Genomic DNA, 13967 nt, shown 5'->3' with positions numbered 1-13967 from the left:
TTTCTCATTCATATTGTGACAAAAAGAGACAATTATTACAGCAGTGTAACATTTTTTATGAAAACATTACACACGTAGTGAAAATAATAGTATACTAGGACGTACATAATGTTATTTTCATCATTTTTATACAAAAAATGTAATACATATATTTATACAAATTTTTCTGGGGGGAAATAAATGAAGCTAAGCAAAATCCTGATCGGTTCCGCTATCGCTGGTGGCATATTACTTTGCGTTGGTGGTGTTGGTGGATATCAATATGTATCCAAATTAAATAATCAACTAAATACAACTGCACTACCAAACACTACATTTGAAGGTATTTCTCTTGATGGAAAAAATAAAGCAGATATTCAAGCCCTTGTTAATCAAAAGGTGAATGAATTAAATCAAAAACCTCTTAACTACGTATTCCAAAATGATAAGCAAAATTACACGTGGAAAGATTTAGGAGTAGATTATAAAGAGAAGGATATTGTCGACAATATCTTTAAAGAACAAGAAGGGAACGTAATGAATCGTTACAACATGCGTAAGCAAGCTGAAAACGGTGAAGTAAAACGTGACTATAAATTAACACCACAATTAAATACAACAACTTATGAAACCTTTATAAAGGATAAATATAATGAAACATTAAAAAATCCTGTCAACGCCGAATTAAGTGTTGAAGGCTCTACAGTAAATATTAGCCAAAGTCAAAATGGGGAAAAAATTGATAAAGGAAAATTAACCGATTTAACAAGCGCAGCTATTACTTCTGGCACACCCGATGTTGTATTACCAGTTACACTAATAAAACCTGAACGTTCTACAGAAGATATACAACAAATGGGGATTAAAGAAGTGATTGCTGAATACTCTACCCCAATGGCTGGCCGTAATGGAAATCAGTCCTATAACGTAAATAAGTCAGCTAATACTTTAAGTGGAGTTATTGTAGCACCTGATGAAACGTTTAGTTTTAATGGCCGTGTTGGCGTAACTGATGCTGCACATGGTTATAAATCCGCAGCAGTATATTCACAAGGTAAAGTTATACAAAGTGCAGGCGGAGGCGTTTGCCAAGTAAGTAGTACTTTATACAGCGCAGCTTTAAGGGCAGATTTAGGAATTGTTTCTCGAAGCAATCATTCTATGCCCGTAAATTATTTACCACTTGGGCAAGATGCAGCAGTGGCAGATTATGGTCCGGATTTACAATTTAAAAACAATACAGGTAAGCATATTTACATTCAAGCATTTTCAAATGGCGGCAGTATTACTACACGCATTTTCGGTACAAATACTGGTAAAAATGTTGAAGTTTCTTCTCAAGTAATTAGTAATACTGGTGATAAAATAACAGCTGTTACGTATAAAAAAGTAACACAAAACGGTGAAGTACTATCAAATGGACAAATTTCAAAAAGCGTATATAAAAGTGCCCCAAAACAATAAGATACTATTAAACGGACAAATTTCAAAAAGCAAAAAGAAAAAGGCGTGATCTACTCACGCCTTTTTCTTTTGCAGTAATAGTAAAAAAGTTTCAAGATGATCTTTCGTTTCTTCTAAAGACCACACACGATTGCCTTGCTTCGCAGCTAATACGCACGCTTCTTCCCACGCGTTCTTTTTCTTCATATTTACTAATTCATCGCGTAATTTCAAAACAATCTCTTCGTCCTCTTGCTCTATAAACTCTTCCATCAAGCTTACTATTTCATCCTCATGAATACTTAACGTACAGTACGATTTAAGAAAGTATTGTAATGTTGGATACATATATACTCCCCCCTTTATTTATCTGATGGATAAGAAGTAATAATCTTAAATCCTAGATTTCCTGATTTATCTCTCGCTAAAACAGTAACAGTCTTTACTAGTTTGTCTTTTACAATCATATTTTTCTTTATTACTGTTTTTCCAACTGGGAATGAATGAGTTGTATTCAATACAAGACGAGCCTCTTTAGAGTTTTTCAACCAATCCTGAATTTCTTTATCATGTTGTTTTAAACTATCTTTCACAGCCTTTGTCGCTGTTTCCTTATCATAGTATGTACTTGCCGCTGAAACTTTATCTGTCTTCAAACGATTCTTCAAATCCTCTTCTGATTTGCCTACATGCCTTTCAATCGTATGACCATTTTTAGGTGGCCCTTCCATTTCATCTAAAATATTATCACTAATTTTTTCTACTGATGTAGAATGATCCTCTTTTGGTTTTTCTGTTTTTTGTTCTTTTCCTGCACATCCACTTAAAATCAGCATTAGTGCCAATAAACTACTCAAGAAAAGACTACTTAATCGTTTCATCGTATCACCTCTTCCATGATTATTATCGTAACTCCACTAAAAGTCAATTTCACAAAGAAAAAATGTATACAGTTTTAAAATCCTCATTCATTTTGCTATATTTTCCACCCCCCTTTCATCAAATCACTGTTTTTCGCCCTTTTTAAAATATACCCCCATGTTTTTATAATTATTTCCCAGATGAAAACACCAATCGAAACACTCCATAAACCCTTTAAACACAGTATTTATGGAGTGTTTTTTAAACAAACTAAATATACCCCAGATTTCATATACCCAATACCTATATAAGGTATAAAAATCCCTTTCTATCAACTGTTTTCTACATTATGTAAATTTGCACTTGCCTATACAATGTAAATATGGTGTAATGCAAAAAAAGATAAAGGATTTTATAAAATGGCTGAAACAATTCAAAACTTCTTAACAGACTATTATTCAATCGCAATTCCACTTAGTATATTAATCAACATCATCATCAGTCTTTTAGGTTTTATCCCTAGTATTTTTTTGACCGCTATTAATATACAACTCTTCGGTGTAACAAATGGTACAATCATTTCGATCGCAGGTGAGGCATTGGGGGCTATTATCTCGTTTTATATTTATCGTATAGGCCTTCAAAGGTTCACTCACGATAAAGTAAATAAGTATCCAAAGGTAGAACGCCTTCTTTACGTAGAAGGCAGAGAGGCATTTCTACTCGTCCTATCTTTTCGTTTTATTCCTTTCATTCCGTCCAGTATCGTTACTTTATTTGCAGCTCTAGGCAAAATGTCATTACTCTCTTTCAGTATTGCTAGCACAATAGGGAAAATACCGGCCTTATTGATTGAAGTATATTCTGCATATCATGTCATAAACGGAACAAATGAAGCGAAATGGATTATTACAATCGCAGGTTGTGTTGGATTATTTTATTTGTGGAAAAAATGGAGAAAAAAATAAAGAAGGAGCATAGGCTCCTTCTTTATTTTTGAAGTATTTTATTAATAACTATCCCTTAAAGCCTTAGTTTACACCAACAGCACTAAATGATTGCTTAACTGCTGTTACTTCCGCAGAGCTAGCACCATATAAATCAGCTGCAGCTTGTACTAAACCAGCGCGAGCTTGACTAAATGTAGTAGATTGCGTGTAATACTGTGTATTCGCACGGTAGTAAATTGCACCTAATTTATCTTTACCGATACCAGTTACAGTTACACCGTAATGCGTACCACCATTTGCTAATAAATAAGCTTGTTTGTTAATAATACCACTGTTTGTATGAACTCCACCGTTATCACTTGAACCAGTGTAACGCTTAGAATAATGGTCTGGATCACCATATTTCGTTGGATCACTCATAGAACGCAGTGCATCTCCCGCTTTACCAGGTGTATAAATATCTTCACCAATCTCCCAATCTGGGTCACGGTTATCATAGAATTCTACTAACGTACCAAAAATATCAGAAATTGCTTCATTTAATGCTCCTGATTCATTTTGATAAATTAAATTCGAGCTATTTTCCGTAACCGCATGCGTTAATTCGTGACCAATTACGTCAATACCACCAGATAATGAAGTGAATGTTACACCATCACCATCTCCGTATACCATTTGCGAACCGTTCCAGAATGCATTATTATACTTACTTCCGTAATGAACAGTTGATTTTAATGGTGCTCCTGCATCATTAATAGAGTTTCTGTTAAATGTATCTTTATAATAATCATATGTTTTACCTGCATAGTAATGAGCATCAACTGCCGCTGCATCATACGCTGCATTGAAAACATTATCTGCATCTGCCCATAATGTTCCTGGTAATGTTGAGCGATTTTTCGCATCATATGTGAAAATTGTTGCTCCGCGCGTATTATCTTGCAAGTAGTAAGATGATCCAGATAACGTTGTATTAAGCGATTTCGTATCTCCTAATACACCTTTACCAGTTCCTACTTTATTCGTTCCTGTTACAGGCTTTATAACCGCTTTCGCATCCTGTTTAGGAGCATCTTGTTTAACAGGAGACTTATCATCATTTGTTACATGATCAATTGTATTAAACTTATTTAATACTTTACCGCTTTCCGCCTCAATGAAATAGTAGTAATTTCCTGGGCTTGGATCTAAAAAGTTTAGATTTACAACGTATGCATATGTTGTTTCTTCACCATTTTGATATACATATAAGTCCGCTTTTGGTTCTACCTCATATTTAGGTGTTACTCCTAAATCTTGCTGCGCGATTTCAATTGCTTTTGCGCCTTCAATCTTATTTTTGTTTTTTAACTTTTCCTTTTTGTCTAAATCAGGCGCAACTGTTCCAGACAATACCTTTAAAGAACCATCTTTACTTACGTGAGCTACTTGAGTAGACCCCCATACAGGTACTCCCTCGTAAACTTGTTGCATACGTACTACCGTTGAATCAGTTACAGCATCTTTTTTCACTTGTTTTACTTTGAAAGAATCTTGCGCACTCTTTTCCCCTAGCTTATAATCACCTTTTGCCGCGTTTAAGTAATCAAACACAACAGATTCCGCTTTCTTACCAGTCGCTCCAGTTAGATCACCAGAAATAAACTCAGGTGACTGTACCGTCTCATTGTACTTCTTAGTAGAGAGTACATTTTTAGAATCCGCAAATGCAGAGCCTGTCCCTCCGAACGTAGTAACTGCCATTCCTGTCGCTAACACTAACGCTAAACTCTTTCTTTTCATATAACCTTCCCCCTAATAAAAAATTTTTGAAAAGAGTAGTTTCATATTAGCATTATGTTTTCACTATTAATATACTAAAAATTCAATTAATTGTTTTCTCAAGTTTTGTAGAATTTTCGGGAGCAAATATTGAGAAACCCCTTTCCGTTTGGAAAGGGGTTTTTTTGGTTATGAATTAATTTGTTGAACCGTTTTAGCTTGTTGACCAACGATATCAGGTTTACTACTATACTGATGTATTCCTCCAGCAACTGTAAGAGTTACTATAAACGCCAATACTCCAAATACCATCTTTTTCATTTTCACTCCTCCTTATTATCATTCATCAAATCAATAACTAACCTATAATATCGATTACTTTCCTCAAATCTCGATAAACTAGCGAAATGTTCTGCGAGTTCAACGTATACTTTCTTTAATTCTATTTTATTTCCCGCAGATTTATACAAAGGAATAGCCTCATTTTCCAAAAATACTTTATAATCTTTTGCTTCTTCAAAATGTTTATATCTAAGAATTAAAAGCAAATATAACTTTGCATTAAATCTCTCTTCTTGTTTTGCTGCAACAATTCCCTTATCAATCCATTCCTTTGCCTCTTCTAATTCTTCTAATTTAATGCATACTAATGCCAGTTCATATATTGTATCTAGATAGTTTAAATCTACTTGTTTTTGAAGTTGCAGACTATCCAAATAATATTTCTTCGCCTGCTGATATTTGCTTTTTTTATAATATATACTTCCCATATTGCTTAAAGTAATAGCTAAAAGTACATCCTTATCCGCAAAAGATGTGGCCTCCCTCAATATACTCTCATACATTCTTAAGGCCTCTTCATACTGACCTTTTTCTGTGTAACTTACTGCAATAAGTATCTGGCAATTAATTATATTTCTAAACTTATATTCACTACGAAATCCTTCTAATGCTATATTCACAAAATGAATTGCAAGGTGATGAATATCTAAATGAGTATATGCAAGCGCTATATTATAGTACATACCCGTTTCATGATACCCTTGTTCCTTGGCCATTACTTCTGTTTTTAATAAGTGGTCTAGTCCATCCTTCCATCTATACTGCAAACAGCACAATAACCCTCTACTGTACGTATATAATAACTTCTGAAATGGAGAATACTTTTTGTAGACTTTCTTTAATCTCTCTAATTCTTCTTCAATTGCAGATATATCCCTTTTCATAATTAAATAACGTGTATACAGCAGTTTATAATAATTTATAATTTCAAAATCCAACACATGCTTCATTTCACCTTGCAACTCTTCGTATATGCGCTCTACTTGTTGCTTGTCCAAATGAACTAATGCATTCAACCACTCGTCCAACTTCACCTTCACATCTTCTTCTACATCTCTCAAATCCGTCACAGCAATTTCTAGTCTTGTACAGAGCAATTGTAGAATTTCTTCTGATGCTTCAATCTTTCCATTTTCGATCTTACTTAAGTATGAGACAGAACAAATGCCCTGACATAATTCTTCTTGTGTCATTTTTTGCTGTAGCCGTTTATAAAAAACTTGCTTGCCTATTTTTTCTAATGTTTGTTGCATTGTCCTCCTCCATTCTCATTACCCCCATTACTCTAATAATACATAAAATCTTGAGAAATATAAATTGATAAATGTAAATTTTCTAAAAAATATGCATTATTTCATTTTTTTCTCCCTTGACTTCAATCCCCTATTACTTCTTTGCTACGAAAGGGGGAAAATTGGTATACTATAACCAAATTGCGGAGGTGTTTTCACAATGAATCATTATAAAGACGATAGTTACGCCTTACATACAGATTTATATCAAATCAACATGGCTTATACATATTGGAAAGATGGTATTCATACTCGCCGTTCTGTTTTTGATCTATACTTTCGAAAGCTTCCATTCGAAAACGGCTATGCTGTTTTTGCTGGTCTTGAAAAAATTGTAGAGTACATAGAAAATTTCAGCTTTACCGAAAGTGACATCGCTTATTTAGCAGAGCTGCAATTTGAAGAAGACTTCCTTCATTATTTACAAAACATGAAATTTACTGGCACGATTCGTAGTATGCAAGAAGGCGAAGTTGTTTTTAATAACGAACCATTATTACGTGTTGATGCACCGCTTGGCGAGGCACAAATAATTGAAACTGCCCTCTTAAATATTGTAAATTACCAAACATTAATTGCTACAAAAGCTGCACGTATGAAGCACGCTGCAAATAATGATGAGCTTTTAGAGTTCGGTACAAGACGCGCTCATGAGTTTGATGCTGCCCTTTGGGGAACACGAGCTGCCTTTATTGGTGGGTTTTCATCTACAAGTAACGTTCGCGCAGGGAAACGCTTTGGCATCCCTGTAGCTGGCACACATGCCCATTCTTTCGTTCAAGCATATCGCGATGAATATGTTGCATTTAAAAAATATGCTGAAACACATAAAAAATGTGTATTTCTTGTCGATACATACGACACATTAAAATCTGGTGTTCCAAATGCGATTCGTGTTGCAAAAGAGTTCGGGGATCGTATCGATTTTTATGGCATTCGCCTTGATAGTGGTGATATGGCATATTTATCAAAGGAGGCCAGAAAACAACTTGATGCAGCTGGATTTACAAACACAAAAATTATCGCTTCTAGCGATTTAGATGAATATACGATTATGCACTTGAAATCTCAAGGGGCAAAAATTGATGTATGGGGTGTTGGTACAAAGCTGATTACATCCTTTGAGCAGCCAGCATTAGGGGCCGTTTATAAACTAGTCGCTATTGAAGATACTGACGGAAAATTAAATGATACGATTAAGATTTCATCTAATCCTGAAAAAATTACAACCCCAGGACTTAAACGAATTTATCGTATTATTAACCGTGTTAACGATCATGCAGAGGGCGATTATATTGCTTTAGAGTCAGAAGAACCCGGAAAAGAAGAGCGTTTAAAAATGTTTCATCCAGTTCATACATATATAAGTAAATTCGTAACAAGCTTTGAAGCACGCGAACTGCATCAAGATATTTTCATTAACGGTAACAGAGCGTATGAATTACCTAATATATTAGAGATTCAAAAGTATAATGAACGCAGCCTCTCACTATTTTGGGAAGAGTATATGCGAACTTTAAACCCAGAAGAGTACCCTGTCGATTTAAGCCAAGAATGTTGGGATCATAAAATGAATTATATTCAAACTGTTCGAGAACAAGTTGAAAAAAACATACAAAAATAAAGTGAAGCTTTAATCAGTGGGGTTTTGCCCCTCCCCCACTTCTCCATTTTTCAATACTATATAGATATTTGTAAAAAATATATTAAAATAATAAGAAGAATATTGTTTTTTTGCAATTTTATATATTACATTATTTAAAAACAAAATAATATTTGATGTTATTTTCTTGAGTCAATTTCAACAAAATAACCAATAAAAAAGAGGACGCAATTGCGTCCTCTTTTTTATAAATCTTTTACTCGTAGTACACGCATTGCATTTAATACTGCAAGTAACGTCACACCAACATCTGAGAAGACCGCTTCCCACATTGTTGCAATACCAAAGGCGCCGAGTAATAACACTAACCCTTTTACCCCTAATGCAAATATAATATTTTGCCAGACAATACTACGTGTACGTTTTGCAATTTTTACAGCTGTCGCAATTTTTGAAGGCTCATCAGTCATAATAACGATGTCAGCAGCTTCAATTGCTGCATCTGATCCTAAACCGCCCATCGCAATACCAACGTCTGCCCTTGCTAGTACTGGCGTATCATTAATACCATCACCGACAAATGCAATCTTTTCTTTACCGCGTTTTGCTGCATCAATTTTTTCGATTTCTTCTACTTTTTGGTGTGGTAATAATTCGGCATGAACTTCATCTAAACCTAATTCTTTACCAACAGCTTCCCCGACTGATTTTGCATCACCAGTTAACATGACTGTCTTCTTAATACCTAGTTCTTTTAACTTTTGAATTGCTTGTTTTGAATCCTCTTTTACCTCATCAGAGATAACAATATAACCTGCATATTTACCATCTACAGCAACATGAACTAGTGTACCTACTGTATTTGGTTGCTTAAATGTAATGTTTTCTTTGCTCATTAATTTAGCATTACCTGCGAAAATTTCTTTTCCTTGTACTTTTACAACCGTACCATGACCAGAAATTTCACTATAGTCTTCAATAGCATTTTCATCGATTGATTTTCCATATGCATTTCGAATAGATTGTGCAATCGGATGATTTGAATATACTTCTGCAAATGCTGCATATTCTAATAGCTCTTCAGCTGTGATACCTTCACTAGGCTCCATCTTCGTAACTTTAAAGACACCTTTTGTTAATGTTCCTGTTTTATCAAAAACGATATATTTCACATCATTCAATGCTTCTAAATAGTTACTTCCTTTTACTAAAATACCACTTTTAGATGCCCCACCAATACCACCAAAGAATCCAAGAGGAATCGATACAACGAGCGCACATGGACAAGAGATTACTAAGAACACTAAAGCTCTATAAATCCAATCGGAGAATGTAGCACCCTCTAAAATAAGTGGTGGAATAAATGCCATTATTGCTGCTGTTATAACTACAACAGGAGTATAATAACGTGCAAACTTCGTAATAAAGTTTTCTGTCGGCGCTTTTTTGCTACTTGCATTTTGTACTAAGTCTAAAATTTTCGATACAGTGGATTCACCGAACTCTTTTGTAACTTCGACAATTAATACACCATTTTGGTTTACAAAACCACTTAATACGTCATTACCAACTTCTACTTCCCTCGGTACAGACTCACCTGTTAACGCTGAAGTATCCATCATTGATGTTCCCTCAACTACTTTCCCGTCTAACGGTACTTTTTCACCTGGTTTTACGATAATATACTCACCAATTTGCACATCTTCTGGTGATACTTGTTTCGTTTCGTTTCCAACTTTCACATTCGCATAGTCAGGACGAATATCCATTAATGACGTAATTGATTTTCGAGAACGATTTACTGCAATACTTTGGAACAGTTCCCCTACTTGGTAAAATAGCATAACTGCTACCGCTTCTGGATATTGTTGAATCGCGAAAGCTCCTAAAGTTGCAATTGCCATTAAAAAGTTTTCATCGAACACTTGGCCGCGAGTTATGTTTCTTGCCGCTCTCCAAACGATATCTCCACCTATTAATAAATAAGCAAGGACGAATAATAGAATTGTTATCATTTGCGGTAATCCGGCTACTGCAGCAATTCCTGTCAAAATTCCACCGACTACTAATCGTCCTATCATCTTTTTCACATTTCCATCACCATGATCATGGCCATGGTCGTGTCCTTTTTCCTCTTCACGAACAACTTTTACATCAGGCTCTAACTTTTGAACAACATTTTTTATATTTTGTACAGTCGATTCAAGTTCTCGTTTATTTGCAACTTCTACTCGTAATTTCTTTGATACGAAATCAACAGTCGCTTCTGAAACCGTTGGCATTTCCTTTACCTTATTTTCAATCTTCATTGCACAATTTGCACAGTCTAAGCCTTCTAATACAAATACTTCTTTTACTGATTTTGTTTTTTGCTCTTCTTGCACTTTAATATGCGGCTCTAATTTTGTAACAAGTTGCTTCGCTTCCGTAACAACTTGATTTTCTTTATTTTGCGGTGTTTCTAAGAGCATCGTTTTTGTTGCAAAGTTTACGGAACAAGATGTTACCCCTTCTATATTCCCAACACCTTTTTCAATTTTCATTGCACAATTTGCACAATCTAAACCTTCTAGCATAAGTTTCTTTTTCACTAATGCTTCTGCCATCGTTCTCCCTCCTCGCTTTTTTATTCTTCCTCGTTTACGTGTTCAAACGCTTGCTCGAAGATATGAATTACGTGTTGATCAGCTAATGAGTAATAAACTACCTTTCCTTCTTTACGGTTCTTTACAAGCTTTGCTTGCTTTAATACACGAAGCTGATGTGAGATTGAAGATTGCGTCATTCCTAATAAATAAGCTAAATCACAAACACACATTTCAGCTTCAAATAATGCATGTAATATTCTCGTACGTGTACGGTCACCTAATACTTTAAATAATTCTGCTACTTTACTTAAACTTTCATCAGTCGGAATTGTTTGTTTTACTTGATCCACGATTTCCTCGTGAATTACCGTTTGAGAACATGCTTCCTGTTGCGTTTCTACTTTATTTTCAGCCATCACAGCTCACCTCTTTATTTGAACATATGAACAACTATTCATATGTCTTATACCTTTATTATATGAGCGTCCATTCATATGTGTCAATGAATTCTCATACATTTTTTAAAACATTTCGTTCACATTTCAAAATAAACATATAAATATTTTCCGCATCTATCATGCTCTTCATACAAAAAGGATGCACGAAAACTACCGTGCATCCCTTCTTATTTATCCCGCATTAATTGCCCGTAAAAGCCCGATTGGTGAGGGCTAATAATCAGTGGGGGATGAAGCCCCCCACTGATTAAAGTTTCACTTTATTAACTTTCACTGCATCCACAATTAACGAAGAGAATCCTAATTTAACATCTTGATTTCTATGATCAAAACGTTTCGATCGATAAATAAATCCACCGTTCTCTTCCCAATCACTATAATGAAACTGGCCATTCTCATCACAGTATTCTAAAAGCTTTACTTGAAAACCTGCTGCTTCAAACATAGATATAATCGTTTTGTAGTTATGTACAATTTTATGACTTGCAGCTGGATGATCTAACGGGCCAGGTCCTCCCACTTGCACACCACGCTGATACTCTTCATTTGGGAAAAATGCATCCGGCACTGCACAGCGAATATATCCATTATCTTCCAAGAACTCATAACAAACTTTAGCTGCTTCTATACCTTCTTCATACGATAAATGCTCCCATACGTGCTCAGCCAAAATTACTGATAAAGAATTAGACGGAAATTTATTAATCCACGTTTCTCTTTTTAATAAATGTAATTCTTTTTCATTCGTATGTAACCACCCTGGGTTATTATTATATCCCTCTGCTCCAACGACAACTTTCGTCTCCATCTTTCCACCCCTTCTTATATTCCGACATAAAAATTCGACAACATAACATTGGTCTCCTTTATTTCCCCAAAAGAAAAAGCCTTGCGCGCTCCCTAGACGCACAAGGCTTACTAACTTTATATCCCTTTAATTAGCTTTTTCTAAACTATCTTGCGAACTTCCATCGTCTTTTAAATGACTATGTTTTTTCGAATAAACAAAGTATACAACCACTCCGATTGCTAACCAAACACCGAAGTATATCCATGTTTTTAACGGTAGATTTACCATTAAGAATAGACAGCTTGCAACTGAAATAATCGGTAAGATTGGTACAAGTGGTACCATAAATCCACGTTGTAATTTCGGGTGCGTTTTACGAAGAATGATGACAGTTACACCAACCATCGCAAATGTTAATAACGCTCCAATATTCGCTAAATTCGACAATTCTTTTAAATCGATAAATCCGGCAATTAAAGCACTACCAATTCCTGTTAACCAAACTGAAAATGTTGGTGCTTCTGTCTTCTTGTTAATTTTCGCAAAAGATTTTGGCAATAAACCGTCACGGCTCATAGCGAAGAATACACGTGTCGTAGCGTAGATGTATGCGAAAATTACAGCCATAATACCAATTACAGCTCCAATAGCGATTACACCAGCCACTTTATCTTGTCCTACAACTTCTAATACATAGGCCATCGCTTCAGGTACATCTAATTCCTTATAAGAAACCATACCTGTCATAACGAGACAAACTACAACATAAATGATTGTACAAATGACTAATGAAGCAATAATACCAATCGGCAAATCACGTTGTGGATTTTTCACTTCTTCAGCAGAAGTTGCTAATGCATCAAATCCTAAGAATGCGAAGAATACTGCTGCTCCTCCGGCAAAGACTCCACTTAAGCCGTACGGTGCAAATGGTATCCAGTTTTCTGGTTTCACGTAGAATACACCAACTGCAATGAATAAAACAACAATACCAATTTTAATTAATACCATTATGTTATTCACACGCTTACTTTCTTTTGTACCTCGTGATAATAACCAAGTTATCACCAACGTAACGATAACTGCGGGTAAGTTCACCATACCACCTTGCGATGGAATCGTTAACAACGCTTTTGGAATTTCAAGTCCCAATCCACTCACTAAATTATTGAAATAACCTGTCCATCCGCCAGCTACTGCGGCAGTCGTTACGACATATACGGATAGCAATGTCCATCCCATTAAATGGGCAACAAACTCACCAATTGTTGCATATGAATATGTGTACACACTACCTGAAACAGGAAGTGCAGATGCAACCTCTGCATAACATAAAGCTGCAAATCCACAAACAATTGCTGCAATCATAAATGAAAAAATAACTGCTGGACCAGCATCTCTTGCTGCTACTAATCCAGTTAATACTAGAACTCCTGTACCAATTATCGCACCAATCCCTAGCATTGTTAGGTCAAATGCCCCTAGCGTTTTCGTCAAAGTTTTACTTTTACTTTCCCCTAACAATTGCGTAACGGATTTCTTTTTAAATAGGTTGGCCACGATGAATGCCCCCTTTTACCAAGAAGAGCTAAGAGGTATTATCTCTTAGCTCTTATCATGTTGTTTTATATATTGTTCGATTTTGTTTTGTATAATGCTTCTATTAGCAAGATACTGTTTCTGCTTCTAATAATTCTTTAGCACCCTTGTACTCTACACCGTGAGCTTCTGCCACTGCTTCGAATGTTACATAGCCATCTAATGTGTTAATACCTTTTAATAATGCAGTGTTGCCTAGGCAAGCTTCTTTGTAGCCTTTGTTAGCAATTTGTACTGCATATGGTACTGTTACGTTTGTTAATGCAAGAGTTGATGTACGTGGAACCGCACCTGGCATATT

At 35.4% G+C, this 13967-nt stretch carries 12 protein-coding genes and 1 pseudogene; 3 read left to right on the top strand and 10 right to left on the bottom strand.

Going from position 1 to position 13967, the window contains the following annotated elements; translation table 11 throughout:
• Positions 1–180: 180 nt before the first annotated feature.
• Complete coding sequence (locus tag AC1DKZ_RS19675; protein WP_016093358.1) at positions 181–1443, top strand: VanW family protein; 1263 nt, start codon at positions 181–183, stop codon at positions 1441–1443.
• A 54-nt stretch (positions 1444–1497) separates the two neighbouring features.
• On the opposite strand, the gene AC1DKZ_RS19670 is transcribed toward AC1DKZ_RS19675, so the two are convergent.
• Both AC1DKZ_RS19670 and AC1DKZ_RS19665 read right to left on the bottom strand, forming a co-directional pair.
• Positions 1498–1770, bottom strand: a complete 273-nt coding sequence (locus AC1DKZ_RS19670) for a hypothetical protein (protein ID WP_016093359.1) — start codon at positions 1768–1770, stop codon at positions 1498–1500.
• A 14-nt stretch (positions 1771–1784) separates the two neighbouring features.
• Positions 1785–2303, bottom strand: a complete 519-nt coding sequence (locus AC1DKZ_RS19665; RefSeq protein ID WP_002091018.1) for an RNase A-like domain-containing lipoprotein — start codon at positions 2301–2303, stop codon at positions 1785–1787.
• Positions 2304–2702: 399 nt separating this feature from the next.
• Between AC1DKZ_RS19665 and AC1DKZ_RS19660 the strand changes: the two genes are divergently transcribed.
• The gene (locus AC1DKZ_RS19660) at positions 2703–3251 is read left to right on the top strand and encodes a TVP38/TMEM64 family protein (RefSeq protein WP_044444465.1); all 549 of its coding nucleotides are present in this window, start codon (positions 2703–2705) and stop codon (positions 3249–3251) included.
• A 63-nt stretch (positions 3252–3314) separates the two neighbouring features.
• Here AC1DKZ_RS19660 and AC1DKZ_RS19655 read toward each other — a convergent pair whose 3' ends face one another.
• The 3 genes from AC1DKZ_RS19655 to AC1DKZ_RS19645 form a co-directional block, all read right to left on the bottom strand.
• The gene (locus AC1DKZ_RS19655) at positions 3315–5015 is read right to left on the bottom strand and encodes a M4 family metallopeptidase (protein WP_476996893.1); all 1701 of its coding nucleotides are present in this window, start codon (positions 5013–5015) and stop codon (positions 3315–3317) included.
• Positions 5016–5183: 168 nt separating this feature from the next.
• Entirely contained in the window at positions 5184–5315 is a 132-nt protein-coding gene (nprX, locus tag AC1DKZ_RS19650) for a quorum-signaling peptide NprX (protein WP_002174820.1), read from the bottom strand.
• A 2-nt stretch (positions 5316–5317) separates the two neighbouring features.
• On the bottom strand, positions 5318–6589 hold the full coding sequence (locus AC1DKZ_RS19645) for a tetratricopeptide repeat protein (protein ID WP_016101848.1): 1272 nt from the start codon (positions 6587–6589) through the stop codon (positions 5318–5320).
• 199 nt (positions 6590–6788) lie between these two features.
• On the opposite strand from AC1DKZ_RS19645, the gene AC1DKZ_RS19640 reads away from it, so the two are divergent.
• Complete coding sequence (locus AC1DKZ_RS19640) at positions 6789–8252, top strand: nicotinate phosphoribosyltransferase (protein WP_078178067.1); 1464 nt, start codon at positions 6789–6791, stop codon at positions 8250–8252.
• Between the two features lie 224 nt (positions 8253–8476).
• Here AC1DKZ_RS19640 and AC1DKZ_RS19635 read toward each other — a convergent pair whose 3' ends face one another.
• The 5 genes and pseudogenes from AC1DKZ_RS19635 to AC1DKZ_RS19615 form a co-directional block, all read right to left on the bottom strand.
• Positions 8477–10837, bottom strand: a complete 2361-nt coding sequence (locus AC1DKZ_RS19635; RefSeq protein ID WP_476996892.1) for a heavy metal translocating P-type ATPase — start codon at positions 10835–10837, stop codon at positions 8477–8479.
• A gap of 20 nt (positions 10838–10857) precedes the next feature.
• A complete protein-coding gene (locus AC1DKZ_RS19630) occupies positions 10858–11235 on the bottom strand; it encodes an ArsR/SmtB family transcription factor (protein ID WP_002010461.1) in 378 nt (125 codons plus the stop codon).
• A gap of 289 nt (positions 11236–11524) precedes the next feature.
• The gene (locus AC1DKZ_RS19625) at positions 11525–12085 is read right to left on the bottom strand and encodes a class I SAM-dependent methyltransferase (RefSeq protein WP_476996891.1); all 561 of its coding nucleotides are present in this window, start codon (positions 12083–12085) and stop codon (positions 11525–11527) included.
• Positions 12086–12211: 126 nt separating this feature from the next.
• Complete coding sequence (locus AC1DKZ_RS19620; protein ID WP_002063741.1) at positions 12212–13627, bottom strand: amino acid permease; 1416 nt, start codon at positions 13625–13627, stop codon at positions 12212–12214.
• 103 nt (positions 13628–13730) lie between these two features.
• Positions 13731–13967, bottom strand: a pseudogene (locus AC1DKZ_RS19615) (alanine dehydrogenase); the annotation flags it as partial.

This window comes from Bacillus sp. 05T21 (assembly GCF_056396785.1).
This window is presented reverse-complemented; position numbering and strand designations above follow the sequence as displayed.

Bases quoted from the DNA above. Each gene is read 5' to 3' on its own strand.
- AC1DKZ_RS19675 (WP_016093358.1), top strand. From the start codon at position 181: ATGAAGCTAAGCAAAATCCTGATCGGTTCCGCTATCGCTGGTGGCATA.
- AC1DKZ_RS19670 (WP_016093359.1), bottom strand. From the start codon at position 1,770: ATGTATCCAACATTACAATACTTTCTTAAATCGTACTGTACGTTAAGT.
- AC1DKZ_RS19665 (WP_002091018.1), bottom strand. From the start codon at position 2,303: ATGAAACGATTAAGTAGTCTTTTCTTGAGTAGTTTATTGGCACTAATG.
- AC1DKZ_RS19660 (WP_044444465.1), top strand. From the start codon at position 2,703: ATGGCTGAAACAATTCAAAACTTCTTAACAGACTATTATTCAATCGCA.
- AC1DKZ_RS19655 (WP_476996893.1), bottom strand. From the start codon at position 5,015: ATGAAAAGAAAGAGTTTAGCGTTAGTGTTAGCGACAGGAATGGCAGTT.
- nprX (WP_002174820.1), bottom strand. From the start codon at position 5,315: ATGAAAAAGATGGTATTTGGAGTATTGGCGTTTATAGTAACTCTTACA.
- AC1DKZ_RS19645 (WP_016101848.1), bottom strand. From the start codon at position 6,589: ATGCAACAAACATTAGAAAAAATAGGCAAGCAAGTTTTTTATAAACGG.
- AC1DKZ_RS19640 (WP_078178067.1), top strand. From the start codon at position 6,789: ATGAATCATTATAAAGACGATAGTTACGCCTTACATACAGATTTATAT.
- AC1DKZ_RS19635 (WP_476996892.1), bottom strand. From the start codon at position 10,837: ATGGCAGAAGCATTAGTGAAAAAGAAACTTATGCTAGAAGGTTTAGAT.
- AC1DKZ_RS19630 (WP_002010461.1), bottom strand. From the start codon at position 11,235: ATGGCTGAAAATAAAGTAGAAACGCAACAGGAAGCATGTTCTCAAACG.
- AC1DKZ_RS19625 (WP_476996891.1), bottom strand. From the start codon at position 12,085: ATGGAGACGAAAGTTGTCGTTGGAGCAGAGGGATATAATAATAACCCA.